We start from the raw sequence: 14276 nt of genomic DNA, 5'->3' as shown, positions 1-14276 counted from the left end.
AAAATCTGGACATTGACGCATTGGATGTCGCGGCACGCTCTCCTACGGTTGCAGACGACGGAAGGAGAGCCTCGTGCCCACGAGTGCCACCATGAGGGCCGCGCGCATCCACGAGTACGGCGACGCGAGCGTGATCCGCTTTGACGACATCCCCAGGCCGTCGCCAGGGCCGGGCGAGGTGCTCGTCCGGGTGACCGCGACCTCGTTCAATCCCTCCGAGGTCGGACTGCGTGCCGGATACCTGCAAGGCCTGCTGGACGTGACGCTGCCGCACACCCTGGGCTGGGACCTGTCGGGCACGGTCGCCGGGCTGGGCGCGGGGGTTACCGGCCTCGCCGTGGGAGACCGCGTCATCGGCCTGGTGAGCGGCAGCGCCGCCGAGTACGTGGTCGCACCGGCGACCGAGCTGGCCCACGCGCCGGCGAGCATCCCACCGGCCCATGCCGCCGCCATCCCCGTCGCCGGGCTCACGGCCTGGCAGGCGGTCTTCGACCACGCCCGGATCGGCGCCGGGCAGCGGGTGCTGATCAACGGGGCGGGCGGCGGCATCGGCCTGTTCGCCGTACAGCTCGCCAAGCACGCGGGCGCGACGGTGATCGCCACGGCAAGCCCGCGCAGCACCGAGGCGGTCCGCCGACTCGGCGCCGACGAGATCGTCGACTACACGGCCACCGCGCTGCCCGGAGGCATGGACGTGGTGCTCAACCTCGCCGCCGTCTCCGCGCGGGAGGCGGCGGCGCTGGCCCCGCTCGGCCGGGTGGTCGTCACCGTGGCCACGCCCATCGAGGCGCCGAACGCGCACCACTTCGTCGGCACCAGCGAGCCGGCCCAGCTCACCGCGATGGCCGAGCTGATCGACAAGGGCGAGCTCATGGTCGAGATCTCCGAGACCCATCCCCTGACCCACCTGACGGAGATCCACCGCAGGGCCGAGGCCGGCCAGACCCGCGGCAAGATCATCATCGTCCCCGAGGAGACCTCGTGATCACCAGGTGCTCGGCCGGCTCAAGGTCGCGGACGTGCCCGAGTCATCTTCGACCAGCTCGTCTCCTGGGCCACGGCGCTGCGGCCGCTCAGGGTCTGAAGTGGGTCAGCACCTCGGGGTTGACCATGGCGTCGGGGTTGGCCGCCTGCTCCACCGGGGTGCCCAGCAGAATCCTGCGGATCGGCACCTCCAGCTTCTTGCCCGACAGCGTGCGGGGAATGCCGGGAACGGTGCGGATCTCGTTCGGCACGTGCCGGGGTGACAGCTCGTCGCGCAGGGCCGAGCAGATCGCCCGCTCCAGCCGGTCGTCCAGCGTGACCCCCTCGGCGAGGGTCACGAAGAGCAGCAGCCGCCCCTCCTGACCCAGCCGGCCGGTGTCGATCACCAGGCTGTCGGTGACCTCCTCGAAACGCTCGACCACCCGGTAGAACTCGCTGGTGCCCATCCGGACGCCGCCCCGATTGAGCGTCGAGTCGGAGCGGCCGTAGATGACGCAGCTGCCGTCGTCGTTCAGCTTGATCCAGTCACCGTGCCGCCAGACGCCGGGGTAGACGTCGAAGTAGCTCTCCCGGTAGCGCTCGCCGTCGGGGTCGTTCCAGAACCGCACCGGCATCGACGGCATCGGCTGGGTCAGCACCAGCTCCCCGACCTCGCCGACGACCGGCTTGCCGGTCGGGTCGAACGACTCCACCTTGGCCCCCAGCGACCGGCACGGGATGATCCCGGCCCTGATCGGGTGCAGCACGGTGGCGCCGACGAACCCGGTGCAGACGTCGGTGCCACCGGAGAACGACCCGAGCGGGATCCCGGGCAGCCGCTCGGCCGCCCACGCGAACCCCTCCGGCGGCAGCGGCGAGCCGGTCGAGCCGATCCCCCGCAGCCTGTCCAGCCCTTCCGGGACGACCCCCGCCTTCATCGACGCCATGATGTACGGCGCGCCGACGCCGAAGTAGGTGACCCCCTCCGACGCCGCGATCCGCCACAGGGCGGCGGCCGAGGGATGTGTGGCCGAGCCGTCGTACAGCACCGGCGTGGCCCCCACCAGCAGGGCGCCGATGAGGTAGTTCCACATCATCCAGCCCGTGGTGGTGTACCAGAAGAACACGTCCCCCTCCCCCAGGTCCTGGTGGAAGGAGAGCGACTTGAGGTGTTCGAGGACCACGCCGCCGTGGCCGTGCACGATGGGCTTGGGCAGCCCGGTCGTGCCGCTGGAGTAGAGGATCCACAGCGGGTGGTCGAACGGCACCCGGTCGAACTCCAGCGGCGCGCTCTCCGCGCGCAGCCCCTCCCAGCCGATCACCTCACCGTGCGGCAGCTCCCGCGTGTCGGCGGGGGTGGGCTCGGCCCGCTGCGGCGGCCGACCCTCCTCCACCGCGCTCAGGTACGGGATCCACACGGTGGCGCGCAAGGTGGGCAGCCCGGCGGCGATCTCGTTGACGGCGGCCGAGCGGTCGTAGCTCTTGCCGTTGTAGTGGTAGCCGTCGACCGCGATCAGCACCTTGGGCTCGATCTGCTTGAACCGGTCGATGATGCTCGGCACGCCGAAGTCGGGCGAGCCCGCCGACCAGATGGCGCCCAGGGAGGCGGTGGCGAGGAAGGCGATCAGCGCCTGCGGGATGTTCGGCAGGTAGCCGGCCACCCGGTCGCCGCGCTGGACGCCGAGCCGCACCAGGCCGGCCCGGACGCGGGCGACGTCGTCGCGGAGCGCGGCCCAGGTCAGCTCCTGGCGGGCGCCGTCCTCGGAGACGAAGACCGCCGCGACGCCCTCGGTGCGGCGCAGCGCGTTCTCGGCGTAGTTGACGGTGCTGCCGGCGAACCACTCGGCCCCCGGCATCGCCCCCGTGACGACGGGCCCGTCAGCCCGGTCCCCGAGCACGTCGAAGTACTCCCAGATCGTCGTCCAGAACTCCGCCGGACGGTCCACGGACCACTGCCACACCTCCTCGTAACCCGCCCCGGCGCGCCCGAGCGAGTCCATGTACCGAGTCAGCTTGGCGCGAGCGACGATCTCATCGGTGGGTTCCCAGAGAAGTGCACCTTCAGCAACCATGTGCCCCATCCTGTCGGCCTGGTAGGAGGAAGTCATACCCGTCTACCCACACAACTCGCTACCTGCGTAGGTGGTCCACCGCCATACGCGCGGCCGTGCCGATCACCGCGTCGGCGCGCGGCTGGTTGAGCGCGCTGCTGAACGAACGGGTCGAGACCGCCACGGCGTAGCGGCCCCCATCGGGATACTCCACCACTCCCGCCTCGCTGCGAAGGGTCGGCAGTGTCCCGGTCTTGCCGCTGACCCCGACGTCGTCGTACGGGAAGCCGGACGCGAGCCGGTGCGGCCAGACCTGCAGGTTGAGCACGCCGCGCATCCACGCGCAGGATTCGGCCGAGGCGGCCTCGTCGCGCCAGATCATGCCGAGCAGTCCGGCCAGCTCGCGAGGGGTGCTGCGGTTGGTGCGCGCCGGGTCGAGCACCCGCAGTCGCGCCAGGTCCTCGGAGTCGAGGAACGGCCAGCCGTGCCCGGCGTCCTCGGCCATGCTCGTGTTGGTCTCCCGGCAGCTGTGCACCACCCGGGTGCCCACCAGCCCGAAGCCGTCCAGCATGGTGTTGATCGCGTCGCGGCCGATCCTGGCGAGCAGGATGTCGGCCGAGGTGTTGTCGCTCACCGCGATCATCAGGTAGGCCAGGTCGCGCAGCGAGATCGTCACGTCGTCGAGCATCGAGGAGATCCCCGTCGGCCCGCCGACCCGCTCGGCCGCGGTCACCGTCACCCGGCTCCGCGGATCCAGCAGCCCGGCGTCGGCCTGCCTGCAGAACTCCACCAGCAGCGGCACCTTGAACATCGACGCCGTCGGCATCGGCTCGTCGGCGCCGTGCGCCAGCTCCCGGCCGGTGTCGATGTCGACGGCGAACAGCCGGCCACGCACCCCGGCCGCACGGAACACCGCCTCCAGGTCAGGAGCCTCCGGGCGCACGGCCGCCAGGCCCGGGATCTTCGGATCCAGGCCGCTCATGCCAGCATCCCCGGCCTCCGGCTCACCCGCCGCACCGGGGCGGCTCCCTCGTCCGTCATCCCGGCGCGCTCCTTCAGAGTCCGTACGGCCACCGCGGAGAAGCCGGTCACCGCCGTCGTGGCCGCCCGCCAGGCGGTGGAGACCCGGCAGACGAGCGGCGAGCCTAGCAGCGGCCGCCAGGCCAGCCCCGGCTGCTCCACCTTGGGCCCGAACGCCACCGCGACCCCCGCCAGCACCAGCCCGAGCCCGGCGCCCTGGTGCACCTGGGCGGGCACGTAGCCGTGCCGGCGGCACTCGGCCAGGACCTCCGCGTGCATGCCCGGCTCCCCCTCCCGGGGCGGCATCAGCAGCTCCCGCCCCGCCAGGTCGGCCAAGTGCACCTCGCCTCTGCCGGCCAGCGGGTCACCGGAGGCCAGCAGCACCCCCTGCGGCTGCACCAGCATCGGGCCGAAGCGCAGGCCGGGAGCGCTGACCGGATGGCGTACCACACCGACGTCGATCGCGCCCTCGGCCAGCGCGCTCACCTGGTCGGCCGTCCAGATCTCCGCCGGCGCGAGCCGTACCTCCGGGTGGCTCGCGCGGAACCCCTCGACCAGCCCGGCGATCACCACGGCGGCCAGGTCGGGCGGGACCCCGATCTTCAGGACGGCCCCCTCGCCGTGGCGGACCAGCTCGTGCAGGCGGTCCACTCTGGTCACGATCTCCCTGGCCTCACCGAGCAGGAGTCTGCCCGCCTCGGTCAGCCTGACCTGGCGGGACGAGCGGTCGAACAGCCGCACGCCGAGCTCCTCCTCCAACCGCTTGATGCGCTGGCTGAGCGGCGGCTGGGCCATGCCGAGCCGGATCGCGGCGTTGCCGAAGTGCAGTTCTTCCGCGACCACCGTGAAGTAGCGCAAATGCCGGACCAGGTCCACAACCAGCGACTATAGCCAGATTTATATGGATGTGTGCCTTATATCAGTATTGGACATCTTCGGTCCAGCTCTGCTGTCCTCTGACGCATGTCATCACAAACGGGGGCAATGTACGCACAGCTACGGCCGGAGCGGCCTCACCGGCGAAAACGGCGCCGGTGGCCCCTGGTCTGCGCCGCACTGCTGGTGCCGACGGTCGTCGCGGCCGGCGTCATCTGGCTGCTGCGGACGAACGGCTCGCCCGAGAAGGTCGCCGACGCCTACCTGCGGGCGTGGGCCGCCCAGGACTACGACGCGATGCGTGAGCTGGTGGCCGAGCCGTCCGCCGACTTCGAGCGCACCCACCGGCTCTTCCTCAAGAATCTCAAGGTCGAACGAGCCTCCTTCGAACGGCACGTGCCCAGCGGCGTCTTCGCCTCCAGCGCGGAGGACACCGTCTCCTTCAAGGCCGTGCTCAGCGGGGTGATCGACTGGACCTACGGCGGGCGGCTCAAGTTCGTCGAGCGGGACCGTACTTGGAAGATCGACTGGACCCCGGCGGCCATCCACCCCGAGCTCACCAAGGGCAGGACGATCCGGCTGGTCCAGGACAAGGCCGCGGTGACCCAGGTGCTGGCCGCCGACGGCAGCCGGATCGACACCCCGGACGCCCCCGGCTCGGTGCAGCAGCTCATCGAGGGGATCAAGCAGACCTACCCGGACCGGTTCGGCGCGTACGCCCGGTCCAGGATCGACCTGTTCGAGGGCGACGACACCGTCAAGACCCTGCTCAAGACGCCCGGCAAGGAGCCGCTGCGCACCACCATCGACCTCAAGGTGCACCAGGCCGGGGCCACCGCGATCACGGCCGCGGCCAAGCCCGCCTCGCTGGTCGCCGTCCGGCCCTCGACCGGCGAGATCCTGGCCGTGGTGAACAAGCCGGGCGGGTTCAACCGCGCCCTGCTCGGCAAGTATCCGCCCGGCTCGACGTTCAAGGTCGTCACCGCCTCCGCGCTGGTCGCCGAGGGGCTGGAGCCGGGCGAACGGGTTGCCTGCCCCGCCGAGCAGAACATCGGCGGCTTCCCCTTCCACAACGCCGGCTTCAAGGACTACGGCACGCTGCCGTTCCGGGACGCCTTCGCGCACTCGTGCAACACCACCTTCGGCGCGATGGGCGTGTCCGATCTGGGCAAGGAGCGGCTGGCGAAGGTGGCCGAGAGCTTCGGCTTCGGCGCCGTGATCGCGCCGGGGGTGCCCGCCGTACGGGCCGAGTTCCCCGCCCCCAAGGACGACACCGACCTCGCCTCGGCCGCCATCGGGCAGGGCCGGGTGCTCGCGAGCCCGCTGAACATGGCCTCGGTCGCGGCCGCCATCGCCGACGGCGCCTGGCGCCCACCCCGGATCGTCCCCGAAGAGATCGTGCCCGACCGCACGCTGCGACCGCGCCCGTTGGAGAAGGAGGTGGTGAACGCGCTGCGCGAGCTCATGCCCGCCGTCGTCACCGACGGCACCGCCCACGCCGTACGCTTCCCCGACGGCACGGCGGGCAAGACCGGCACGGCGGAGTACGGGTCCGGCAAGGAGCCGCCCGCGCACTCATGGTTCATCGGCTACCGGGACGACGTGGCGTTCGCGGTGGTCGTGGAGGGCGGCGGCGCGGGCTCCGCGGTCGCGGCCCCGATCGCCGCCCGCTTCCTCGCCGAACTCCCCTGACCGCCGCTCAATCGGCCGTGACGACAGCCCGGACGACCTGCTCGTCCTGGACGTCGCCTGTCAGGACCGGGATCGTTCACGGGTTGGCGCCGTTGTGCGCGAGTGCCGCCTCGCGTTCGAGTGAGATGTCCCGTAGCAGCGCGGTGTCCTGGTAGAAGGAACGCTTTTTGGTGATCTTGCCGTTCACCACGTCGACCAGTTCGAGAACGGTCATCCTCCACGGGTTGCGGTGGATATCCGTGCCACTGTTCGTGGCCACCACCAGCACGCGCGTGGGACCGTCGGCAATGAGCTCGTCGATGCTGATGGCTGAGATGTCCAACCCGGTCAGCTCGTGCATCCGATGCCGCGCCGGCCCGATGGCGGCTCCCCTGTGGACGCCGCTGTCGGGGTGGCCCCAGTTGAGCTCGATCTCCTGCTCGTCGGTCAGCTCTTTGATCGTTGCGAAGTCCGGGCCGCCGGGTACTCGGAGAACGGCTTCGTAGAAGCGGCGGACCACTTCCTTGTTCAGCTCGGGCTGGGTCGGGGTTTCACTCAGCATGGTGTTTCCCTTCTTCGGAATCGGGGTGGATGGGTGTCGGGGCGCCGAACCAGTGGGTCGCGGCGTGCCGGAACGCCGCGTGGTCGGGGTCATGGTCGTCGGTCCAGGCGACGATGCCGTCGGGCCGGATCAGCAGGGCGCCGAATCCGAGGTCGTTGCGCACCGGCCCGGCCCCATAGCGGATCCGGCCCTTCCAGCTCATCGCCGCGTCGTGCAGGCGCTGGCCGGTGGTGAAGTCGAGGGCGACGCCGTGTCCTTCTCGCAGCAGGTCGCCGAGGCGGGTGCCGTCGGCGAGACGGAAGTCCGGGGCGGTCCGGCCGACGAGTGGCCGGTCGCTGCCCAGGTCGTAGCGGTGGGACAGTCCTGAGGTGCTGCGGAACACGTGGGTGGTCCCGTCGCGGGTGTCGAGCAGGTCGTGGACCAGCCGTCGCAGGGCCGGGGCGTTGGGGCCGGGGTTCATGGTCGCGACCTGGGCGCGTGACCAGTCGAGGATCGCCGCGCCGACGGGGTGGCGTTCGGCGGTGTAGGTGTCGAGCAGGCCCTCTGGTGCGGTGCCGTGGACGGTGGCGGCGAGTTTCCAGCCGAGGTTCATGGCGTCGCCGATGCCGAGGTTGAGGCCCTGGCCGCCGAGCGGGGAGTGGATGTGGGCGGCGTCGCCGGCGAGCAGGATGCGGCCGTTCCGGTAGGTCGTGGTCTGCATCGCGCGGTCGGTGAAGCTGGAGGCGAGATGGACCTCGGTGAGTGTCGCGTCGGTGCCGGAGACCCGGCGCAGGACCGTCTGGAGGTGCTCGCGCGACAGCGACTGCGAGCGGTCGAAGGCGCCACCGTCGAAGTCCATCATGCCCAGGTGTCCCTCGAAGGGCGTCCGCAGGTACATGCCGGTCGGCGTCAGGTTGAAGCCCAGGTCCAGCTTCTCCGGATCGGCGAAAGTGACGCGGGCGGCGTAGCCGGTGAACAGCGGTTCGGTGCCGGCGAAGTCGAAACCCGCCAGTTCACGCACCGTGCTGCGTCCGCCGTCGCATCCCACGAGCCAGCGCGCCTGGTGGTCGCGCCCGCCGGCCCGGGTGACGACGGTGTCGCCGTCCTGGGTCACGGCCTCGGCGGGAACGCCCCGCAGGATCCGCACGCCGAGCCTGGTCGCCCGCTCGGCCAGCACCGTCCCGACCGCGTCGAGGCTGGTCATCATGCCCTCCATCGCCGGGCCGGGCAGCCGGAACGGGAGGGCGGTGGTGTCGATGCCGGCCGGGTCGAGCCGCATGCCCGCGAAGTGGCTCACGTCACGAGGAGGCGGCGGCTCGTACGCGTCGGGGTCCGCGCCGATCCGTTCCCCGTCGGCGCCCGAGGCTTTCAGCAGCTCTTCCAGCATCCCGCGGCGGTAGAACGTCTCTACGGAGCCGGCGTTCAGGCCCCGCATCCCCAGCGGGAGCGCCTTCCACGGAGAGGTCGGCTCCTGGTCCCGCTCCAGCACCAGGACCGAGCAGTCCGCCAGCGCGAGCTCACCGGCAAGGAACAGGCCCACCGGGCCGGCACCCACGATCACCACGTCGTACACGTTGATCCTCCTCCATTGTGGAGCGCTGCTCCAATGATGGAACATTACTCCATGTTGGATCGGTGCTCCAGATCATGCCAGAATGTCAGGCATGGACGTACGGACACGTCAATCGCAGCGACGCAGGCAGGTGCTCACCCGGGAGCGCATCGTCGAGACCGCTGTCGAGCTGCTGGACGCGGCGGGCGAGGGCGCCCTGACGGTCCGGGCGCTGACCGGCCGGCTGGCCACCGGGCCCGGCGCGATCTACTGGCACATCGGCAACATGGACGAGCTGCTGGAGGCCGCGGCCGACGCCGTCGTCGCCGCCGCCCTGGCCACCCAGCCCGCCGGACGCGCGGAAGCCACCGAAGCCGGTGCGTCCCAGGAGGAGATCCGCGCCGTCGCACTCGGCCTGTTCGACGCGGTCACCGAGCACCCCTGGCTCGCCACCCAGCTAGCGGTGCAGCTCACCCGCAATCCCTGGGGGCCGGTCACATTGCGGATCTTCGAAAGCATCGGCCGGCCGGTCCGCGCGCTGGGCGTGCCGCGAGGCGACTGGTTCGCCACGACCTCGACGCTGGTCCACTACATCCTCGGCGCCACCGCCCAGACGTCCCAGAGCTCCGGCGTCCCCGCCTCCGAAGCGGACCGCGCCGAGTTCCTCACCACCGCATCCAGGGCATGGCAGGACCTCGACCCTGACGACTACCCGTTCATCCGGGCCATCGCCGACCAGATGCGCGAGCACGACGACCGCGAACAATTCCGCACCGGCATCGACCTCGTCCTCACCGGCATCACCACCCTCCACCCACCCACCGCGTCACGGCCCCCCGCTCCCGAGTAGATCTTCGACGGTCATCCGGCCTCGGACTCACCGCGGATCTTCCCGCCCAGGACCGCCCGGCGGCTACGGGCGCTCGGCCAAACCCAGTGACCTGACCAGGTCGAGCATCTCGGCGCGGTGCAGTGCGGCCGGGTTGCCCGCGACGGGATGGATATGGCCGTCGATCTCCAGGGCCACCAGGCCGTGCATGCGGCCCCAGACGCGCAGCGCGAGCGCCGCCGCGGCGGGTGGCACGTCCGGGAGGTCCGCCTGGATCTTCGCGACGTAGTCCGGGTGAAGGTCGGACCAGGAGGTGTCATCAGGCTGGTGGCGCCGGGCGTGGGGCCATGCGACGGCCACCAGGCGGGTGAGGTCGCGGCACACCCGGCGTGCCGTCCGGTCCACCGGCCCGTCCTCGGGGGGCTGGTAGCCGGGGATGGGATGGCCGTAGAAGAGGCGGAAGCTCTCCGGGTGAGCCAGCGCCCATTCCCTCAGGGCTTGCCCCCAGGCCATCAGCCTGCCGCCGGGATCGGTGTCGGGCACGCCGTTGCTGGCGGTCTCCACCGCCTCCGCGAGCGAGACGGCGATCCCGCTGATGAGCGCCGTGATCAGGTCGTCCCGGGTGGGGAAATAGCTGTAGATCGCGCGTGCGGTCATCCCCATCTCGCGGGCGATGCCGCGCAGCGAGATCGCCCCCGGTCCTCCGTCGGCCAGCTGCCGCAGGGCGATGGCCTTGATCTCCCGGCTCGTCTCCGCCCGCAGGCGCTCCCGGCGGCTCATCACCGCGTCCTTGCTCACGTCGGCAGGTTACAGGAGTACATTAATCCTCGGCGTGACAAAAGTACACGCCGTGTCCAAAGGAGAGCTCATGTCCGCTTACGTCATCGTCGGAGTCGACGTGCTCGACCAGGAGGCCGCCCTGGCCTACGCCGCCGTGGCCCAGCCGTCCATCCTCAGCCACGGCGGGCGTTACCTCGTGGCAGGCCCTACGCCCGAGCCGGTCGAGGGCGCCTGGGACTTCTCCCGGCTCCTGATCATCGAGTTCCCCGACATGGACCGGATCCGGGAGTGGTACGACTCTCCCGAGTACCGGCGGGCCCGGGAGATACGAAAGGGTGCGGCCCGGGTGCGGATGCTGTTCGCCGAGGGCTCGCCGCCCGAGGGCTTCTCCCTCCCGGCCTCGCCGGCGCGGTGACCAGAAAGAATCGCCGCCTCAGCCCGCCTTGCGGTCCACGGGTGTGGTGAGGCGGGACACCGCGGCGACCACCTCGGAGGCGTTCGACAGGTCCGGCAGCACGAGGTCGGCGCCGGCCGCGTGCAGTTCGGCCGTGGTCGAGCGGCCCGAGGCCACCGCGATCATCTGGGCCCCGCCGATCCTGGCGGTCTGTACGTCGCGGGCGGAGTCACCGATCAGCACGGTGTTGGCGAGGGTGAACGGGGTCCCGAGGCGCTGTTTGGCCCGGCCCTGGGCGACCTGCAGCAGCGTCGCCTTGGGGTAGACCTCCTCGCCGTAGCCGCCGAGGTCGAAGTCGATGTAGCGGTCCAGGCCGAACGCGCGCAGCTTGTGCACGGCGTTGCTCTTGATCGTGCCGGTGAGCACCGTCTGGGTGACGCCGTCGAGCTTGGCCACGGCCTTGAGCGCCTCCTTGGCCCCGGCCATCGCCCGCCCCTGCTGCGCCAGCCGCTTACGCCTGTCGGCGAACGCCATGGCCAGCGCGGCGAGGAACCTGGGCAGGTGGTCGTCCTCGGCGACGATCCCGTTGACGGCGAGCGTCTCGAAGACGATCTCGGAGTCGGGGCGGCCCATCGGCGGGACCAGCTTGACCAGTGGGCGCCCGGTCACGACGCGGAACGCCTCGGCGTAGGCCTCCCTGGTCACGATCGCGACATCGACCAGCGTCAGGTCGATGTTCCAGAGAACTAAACGGTTGATGGCAGCCTCCTGACAGACAACTCTGCCAGAGTAGGGCCATCACCCCGCCTGGGGCTCCTGCCCTGCCGATTCAGGCATGTTCGAGCGCCTCGGCGAGCGTGTCGACCACCGGGAAGCCGGTCGACTCCAGCTCGGCCCTGGTGGACATACCGCCGGTGTAGAGGACGGCCCGCGCGCCGACGTGGCTCGCCGCCACTGCGTCGTCGACGCTGTCGCCGATCACCAGCACGTCGCGGGGCCGGACCGCGATGGACTCGATGTGCGCCGCCATGTGTACGGCCTTCTCGCCGCCGGTCACCCCGATCAGCCCGTCGATCCGGGTGAAGTGCCGGGTGATGCCGAAGGCGTCGACCTTGGGGACCAAGTGGGAGTGCGGGGCCATCGAGCAGAGCGACTGGGTGCCCGCCCACGTCGTCAGCGCGTGCTCGGCGTCGGCCGCGAGCGCGCACTCGGCGGCCAGCCGGAAGTAGGCGTCGTGGAAGCCGGTGTCGAGCAGCTCCCACTCCCCTTCGGCCAGCGGGCGGCCGAGCATCCGCTCATAGGCCACCCAGATGGGCCGGGTGTAGACGGCGCGGAAGCCGTCCGCTGTCATGGGCGCCAGCTCGTACGCCTTGAAGACCTCGTTGGTGGCTCCGACCACGGCGTCGATGTCGTGGAAGAGGGTGCCGTTCCAATCCCACACGATGTGCTTCGTCATTGGTCCGAGTTTACGGTGCCGCGCGGCACCTCAGGAGTCCAGGATGTCGGGGATCTCCTGTGTCGCGTACCACAAGAGGTCATGCGCCTCGGCGCCGTCGACGGTGAAGCTGGCGTCGTCGTCCCCCTTGTCGGCGTCGGGCAGCGCGGCGACCGCCGCCTTGACGTCGCCCGTCGCGCGGAGGTCGTCGACGTGCACCGCGGCCACCTTGGTCATCGGGATCGGCTCGGCCAGCCGTACGCGTGCCTTCTCCCGCAGGTCCGCCCCGTTGTGGGGCAGCGAGCCGTCCGCGACCTCGGCGGCGACGACCACGCGGCGCGGCGGCGCGGCGGGGTCGTCGGCCAGCATGCGCAGCGAGGCGCGGGCGGCCTCGGTCAGGGCCACGTATTCGAGCTCCTCGGTGTCACCCGAGGCGTACCACTCGACCAGCGCGGGCGTCACGGCGTAGCCGGTCAGCGGGGCCGGGCCCAGCTCCCCGGCCTCGACCGCCCTGGCCAGCTCGGGCAGGGTGCAGGGCAGGTAGACGCGCATCAGGAACCTTTCACAGCGTGCGAGGGCTCTATCATGCCCGGCGCAGCGGCAGTCGGAGGAGAGACTCGAGCTCCAGGATGGTCGTGTCCGCGTCGAGGTGATGGATCCCGGCGATGCCGAGCCCGCGCGCGGCCACGATGTTTGCCTCGATGTCGTCGATGAACACGCACGACTCGCCGGGCAGGCCGATCCGGCCGAGTGCGTGCTGGAAGATGCGCGGCTCCGGCTTGCGCATGCCGACCTCGCCGGAGATCACCACCGCGTCGAAGATCTCGTCCCAGTCGTCGCGGGGGTAGGTGTTGGACCACGAGTTCGACAGCAGGCAGGTCCTGACCCCGTTGGTCCTGACCTCGCGCAGCATGTCGTACATCGCGTCGACCCGGTCGAAGCCCGCGAACATGCGCTCCAGCAGCCCGTCGGCCTCCGGCGGCGCCCCGTCGAGGGTCAGCAGCCGCGCGGCCAGGTCCCGTTCGAACGTGGCCCCGTCGATCTCGCCGCGTTCGAGCGCGTGGATGGCGTTCTCGCCCTCGCCGCCGTAGGCGCGGTCGATGAGCTCGCGCATGATCTCCCGATAGTGGTCGCCGTCGATCCGGTCCGCCATGATCCACTTCGCGATGGAGTCCGAGAGACTGGTGGTGAGCACTCCACCCCAGTCGATCAGCACGCCTTCGACCACGCCTGCCTCCTTGTGTGTCGAGTACTCCAGAGTAGAGCGTCGCACGCCGGAATTTACCCTGTATAAACCCCCTATAAAGGAATGCCCAATCGATTGCTTAAGGTGGCCGTCCATGAGGTAACTCACCAGAAAGGACCGCCGTGCGAGCGACGATCCTGATCACCTCCCCCGACCGCTTCCAGGCCCCGGGGATGGAGCTGTTCGACTTCCCGCCGATCTTCGCCGGCGGACCGGAATGGTTCACCAAGCCCATACTGATCGCCCTGCTCAGCTCGGTCGTGGTCATCGTCCTGTGCTGGGCCGCCTTCGCCCGGCCCACGGTCATCCCCCGGCGCTGGCAGAACATCGGCGAGTACGCCTACACGTTCGTCCGCGACGAGATCGCCCGGCCCAACCTCGGCAAGGACACCGACCGGTGGATGGGGCTGCTGTTCACCGTCTTCCTGACCGTGCTGGTCTGGAATCTGATGGGCGTCGTCCCCTTCATCCAGCTCCCCCTCGCCGCCTACATCACCTTCCCCGCCGTGATAGCGATCAGCGTGTACGTGATCAAGGTCTATCTGGGCGTCAGGCACCACGGCGTGCTCGGCTATCTCAGGGGCATCGTCCACCTGCCGGGCCTGCCCGGCTGGGCCTACGGGCTCTACGCTCCCCTGGTCCTCGCCGAGGTCCTGATCAGCTCGCTGTTCACGCATTTCATCCGGCTGTGCGCGAACATGTTCGCCGGCCACATGCTCCTGGCCTTCTTCAGCTCGGTCGGCTTCTGGTTCCTGTTCGAGAAGCTCACCCCGCTGGGCGCGGGCGTGGGCGTGCTCGGCGTGCTGATGACCATCCTGCTGACCGCGTTCGAGATGTTCATCCAGTTTCTCCAGGCCTACCTGTTCGCCATGCTGGCGGCGATGTACATCTCCAGTGGCCTGCGCGGCGGGCACTAGA

General features: G+C 70.4%; 15 protein-coding genes. 5 read left to right on the top strand and 10 right to left on the bottom strand.

The window, feature by feature from the left end; all coding sequences use genetic code 11:
- Window positions 1–73: 73 nt before the first annotated feature.
- The gene (locus tag ACTMTF_RS19855; protein WP_441112006.1) at window positions 74–985 is read left to right on the top strand and encodes an NADP-dependent oxidoreductase; all 912 of its coding nucleotides are present in this window, start codon (window positions 74–76) and stop codon (window positions 983–985) included.
- 88 nt (window positions 986–1073) lie between these two features.
- Here the strand turns inward: ACTMTF_RS19855 and ACTMTF_RS19850 are convergent, their stop codons facing one another.
- Genes ACTMTF_RS19850 through ACTMTF_RS19840 form a run of 3 tightly spaced genes read right to left on the bottom strand, consistent with a single transcriptional unit; the run spans window position 1074 to window position 4910 of the window.
- Window positions 1074–3035, bottom strand: a complete 1962-nt coding sequence (locus ACTMTF_RS19850) for an acetoacetate--CoA ligase (RefSeq protein ID WP_441112005.1) — start codon at window positions 3033–3035, stop codon at window positions 1074–1076.
- Window positions 3036–3093: 58 nt separating this feature from the next.
- A complete protein-coding gene (locus ACTMTF_RS19845; protein ID WP_441112004.1) occupies window positions 3094–3996 on the bottom strand; it encodes a serine hydrolase in 903 nt (300 codons plus the stop codon).
- A complete protein-coding gene (locus ACTMTF_RS19840) occupies window positions 3993–4910 on the bottom strand; it encodes a LysR family transcriptional regulator (protein WP_441112003.1) in 918 nt (305 codons plus the stop codon). Before ACTMTF_RS19840 ends, ACTMTF_RS19845 begins: the two co-directional genes overlap by 4 nt.
- A gap of 108 nt (window positions 4911–5018) precedes the next feature.
- Between ACTMTF_RS19840 and ACTMTF_RS19835 the strand changes: the two genes are divergently transcribed.
- Window positions 5019–6602: a penicillin-binding transpeptidase domain-containing protein gene (locus ACTMTF_RS19835; protein WP_441112002.1), complete on the top strand. Its 1584-nt coding sequence runs from the start codon at window positions 5019–5021 to the stop codon at window positions 6600–6602.
- 76 nt (window positions 6603–6678) lie between these two features.
- Here the strand turns inward: ACTMTF_RS19835 and ACTMTF_RS19830 are convergent, their stop codons facing one another.
- Window positions 6679–7143, bottom strand: a complete 465-nt coding sequence (locus ACTMTF_RS19830) for a nuclear transport factor 2 family protein (RefSeq protein WP_441112001.1) — start codon at window positions 7141–7143, stop codon at window positions 6679–6681.
- Window positions 7133–8695 (bottom strand): FAD-dependent monooxygenase, encoded by a 1563-nt coding sequence (locus tag ACTMTF_RS19825; protein ID WP_441112000.1) that lies wholly within the window; start codon window positions 8693–8695, stop codon window positions 7133–7135. The genes ACTMTF_RS19830 and ACTMTF_RS19825 overlap by 11 nt, the downstream gene beginning before the upstream one ends.
- Before the next feature lie 91 nt (window positions 8696–8786).
- Here ACTMTF_RS19825 and ACTMTF_RS19820 point away from each other — a divergent pair, with 91 nt between their 5' ends.
- Complete coding sequence (locus tag ACTMTF_RS19820; protein WP_441111999.1) at window positions 8787–9524, top strand: TetR/AcrR family transcriptional regulator; 738 nt, start codon at window positions 8787–8789, stop codon at window positions 9522–9524.
- 63 nt (window positions 9525–9587) lie between these two features.
- Here ACTMTF_RS19820 and ACTMTF_RS19815 read toward each other — a convergent pair whose 3' ends face one another.
- Window positions 9588–10301: a TetR/AcrR family transcriptional regulator gene (locus ACTMTF_RS19815; protein ID WP_441111998.1), complete on the bottom strand. Its 714-nt coding sequence runs from the start codon at window positions 10299–10301 to the stop codon at window positions 9588–9590.
- A 70-nt stretch (window positions 10302–10371) separates the two neighbouring features.
- Between ACTMTF_RS19815 and ACTMTF_RS19810 the strand changes: the two genes are divergently transcribed.
- Complete coding sequence (locus ACTMTF_RS19810; RefSeq protein ID WP_441111997.1) at window positions 10372–10698, top strand: DUF1330 domain-containing protein; 327 nt, start codon at window positions 10372–10374, stop codon at window positions 10696–10698.
- A gap of 18 nt (window positions 10699–10716) precedes the next feature.
- Here ACTMTF_RS19810 and ACTMTF_RS19805 read toward each other — a convergent pair whose 3' ends face one another.
- From ACTMTF_RS19805 to ACTMTF_RS19790, 4 genes are all read right to left on the bottom strand, one after another.
- On the bottom strand, window positions 10717–11436 hold the full coding sequence (locus tag ACTMTF_RS19805) for an HAD family hydrolase (protein WP_441112143.1): 720 nt from the start codon (window positions 11434–11436) through the stop codon (window positions 10717–10719).
- 70 nt (window positions 11437–11506) lie between these two features.
- Window positions 11507–12133, bottom strand: a complete 627-nt coding sequence (locus ACTMTF_RS19800) for an HAD family hydrolase (protein ID WP_441111996.1) — start codon at window positions 12131–12133, stop codon at window positions 11507–11509.
- 30 nt (window positions 12134–12163) lie between these two features.
- Window positions 12164–12664 (bottom strand): DUF6912 family protein, encoded by a 501-nt coding sequence (locus ACTMTF_RS19795; RefSeq protein ID WP_441111995.1) that lies wholly within the window; start codon window positions 12662–12664, stop codon window positions 12164–12166.
- A 31-nt stretch (window positions 12665–12695) separates the two neighbouring features.
- Window positions 12696–13340: an HAD family hydrolase gene (locus ACTMTF_RS19790; RefSeq protein ID WP_441111994.1), complete on the bottom strand. Its 645-nt coding sequence runs from the start codon at window positions 13338–13340 to the stop codon at window positions 12696–12698.
- 140 nt (window positions 13341–13480) lie between these two features.
- Here ACTMTF_RS19790 and ACTMTF_RS19785 point away from each other — a divergent pair, with 140 nt between their 5' ends.
- Window positions 13481–14275, top strand: coding sequence for a F0F1 ATP synthase subunit A (locus ACTMTF_RS19785; protein ID WP_441111993.1), 795 nt, complete (start codon window positions 13481–13483; stop codon window positions 14273–14275).
- Window position 14276 lies beyond the last annotated feature (1 nt).

The sequence above is a fragment of the Nonomuraea sp. ZG12 genome, from assembly GCF_052068115.1.
GTDB lineage: Bacteria > Actinomycetota > Actinomycetes > Streptosporangiales > Streptosporangiaceae > Nonomuraea.
This window is presented reverse-complemented; position numbering and strand designations above follow the sequence as displayed.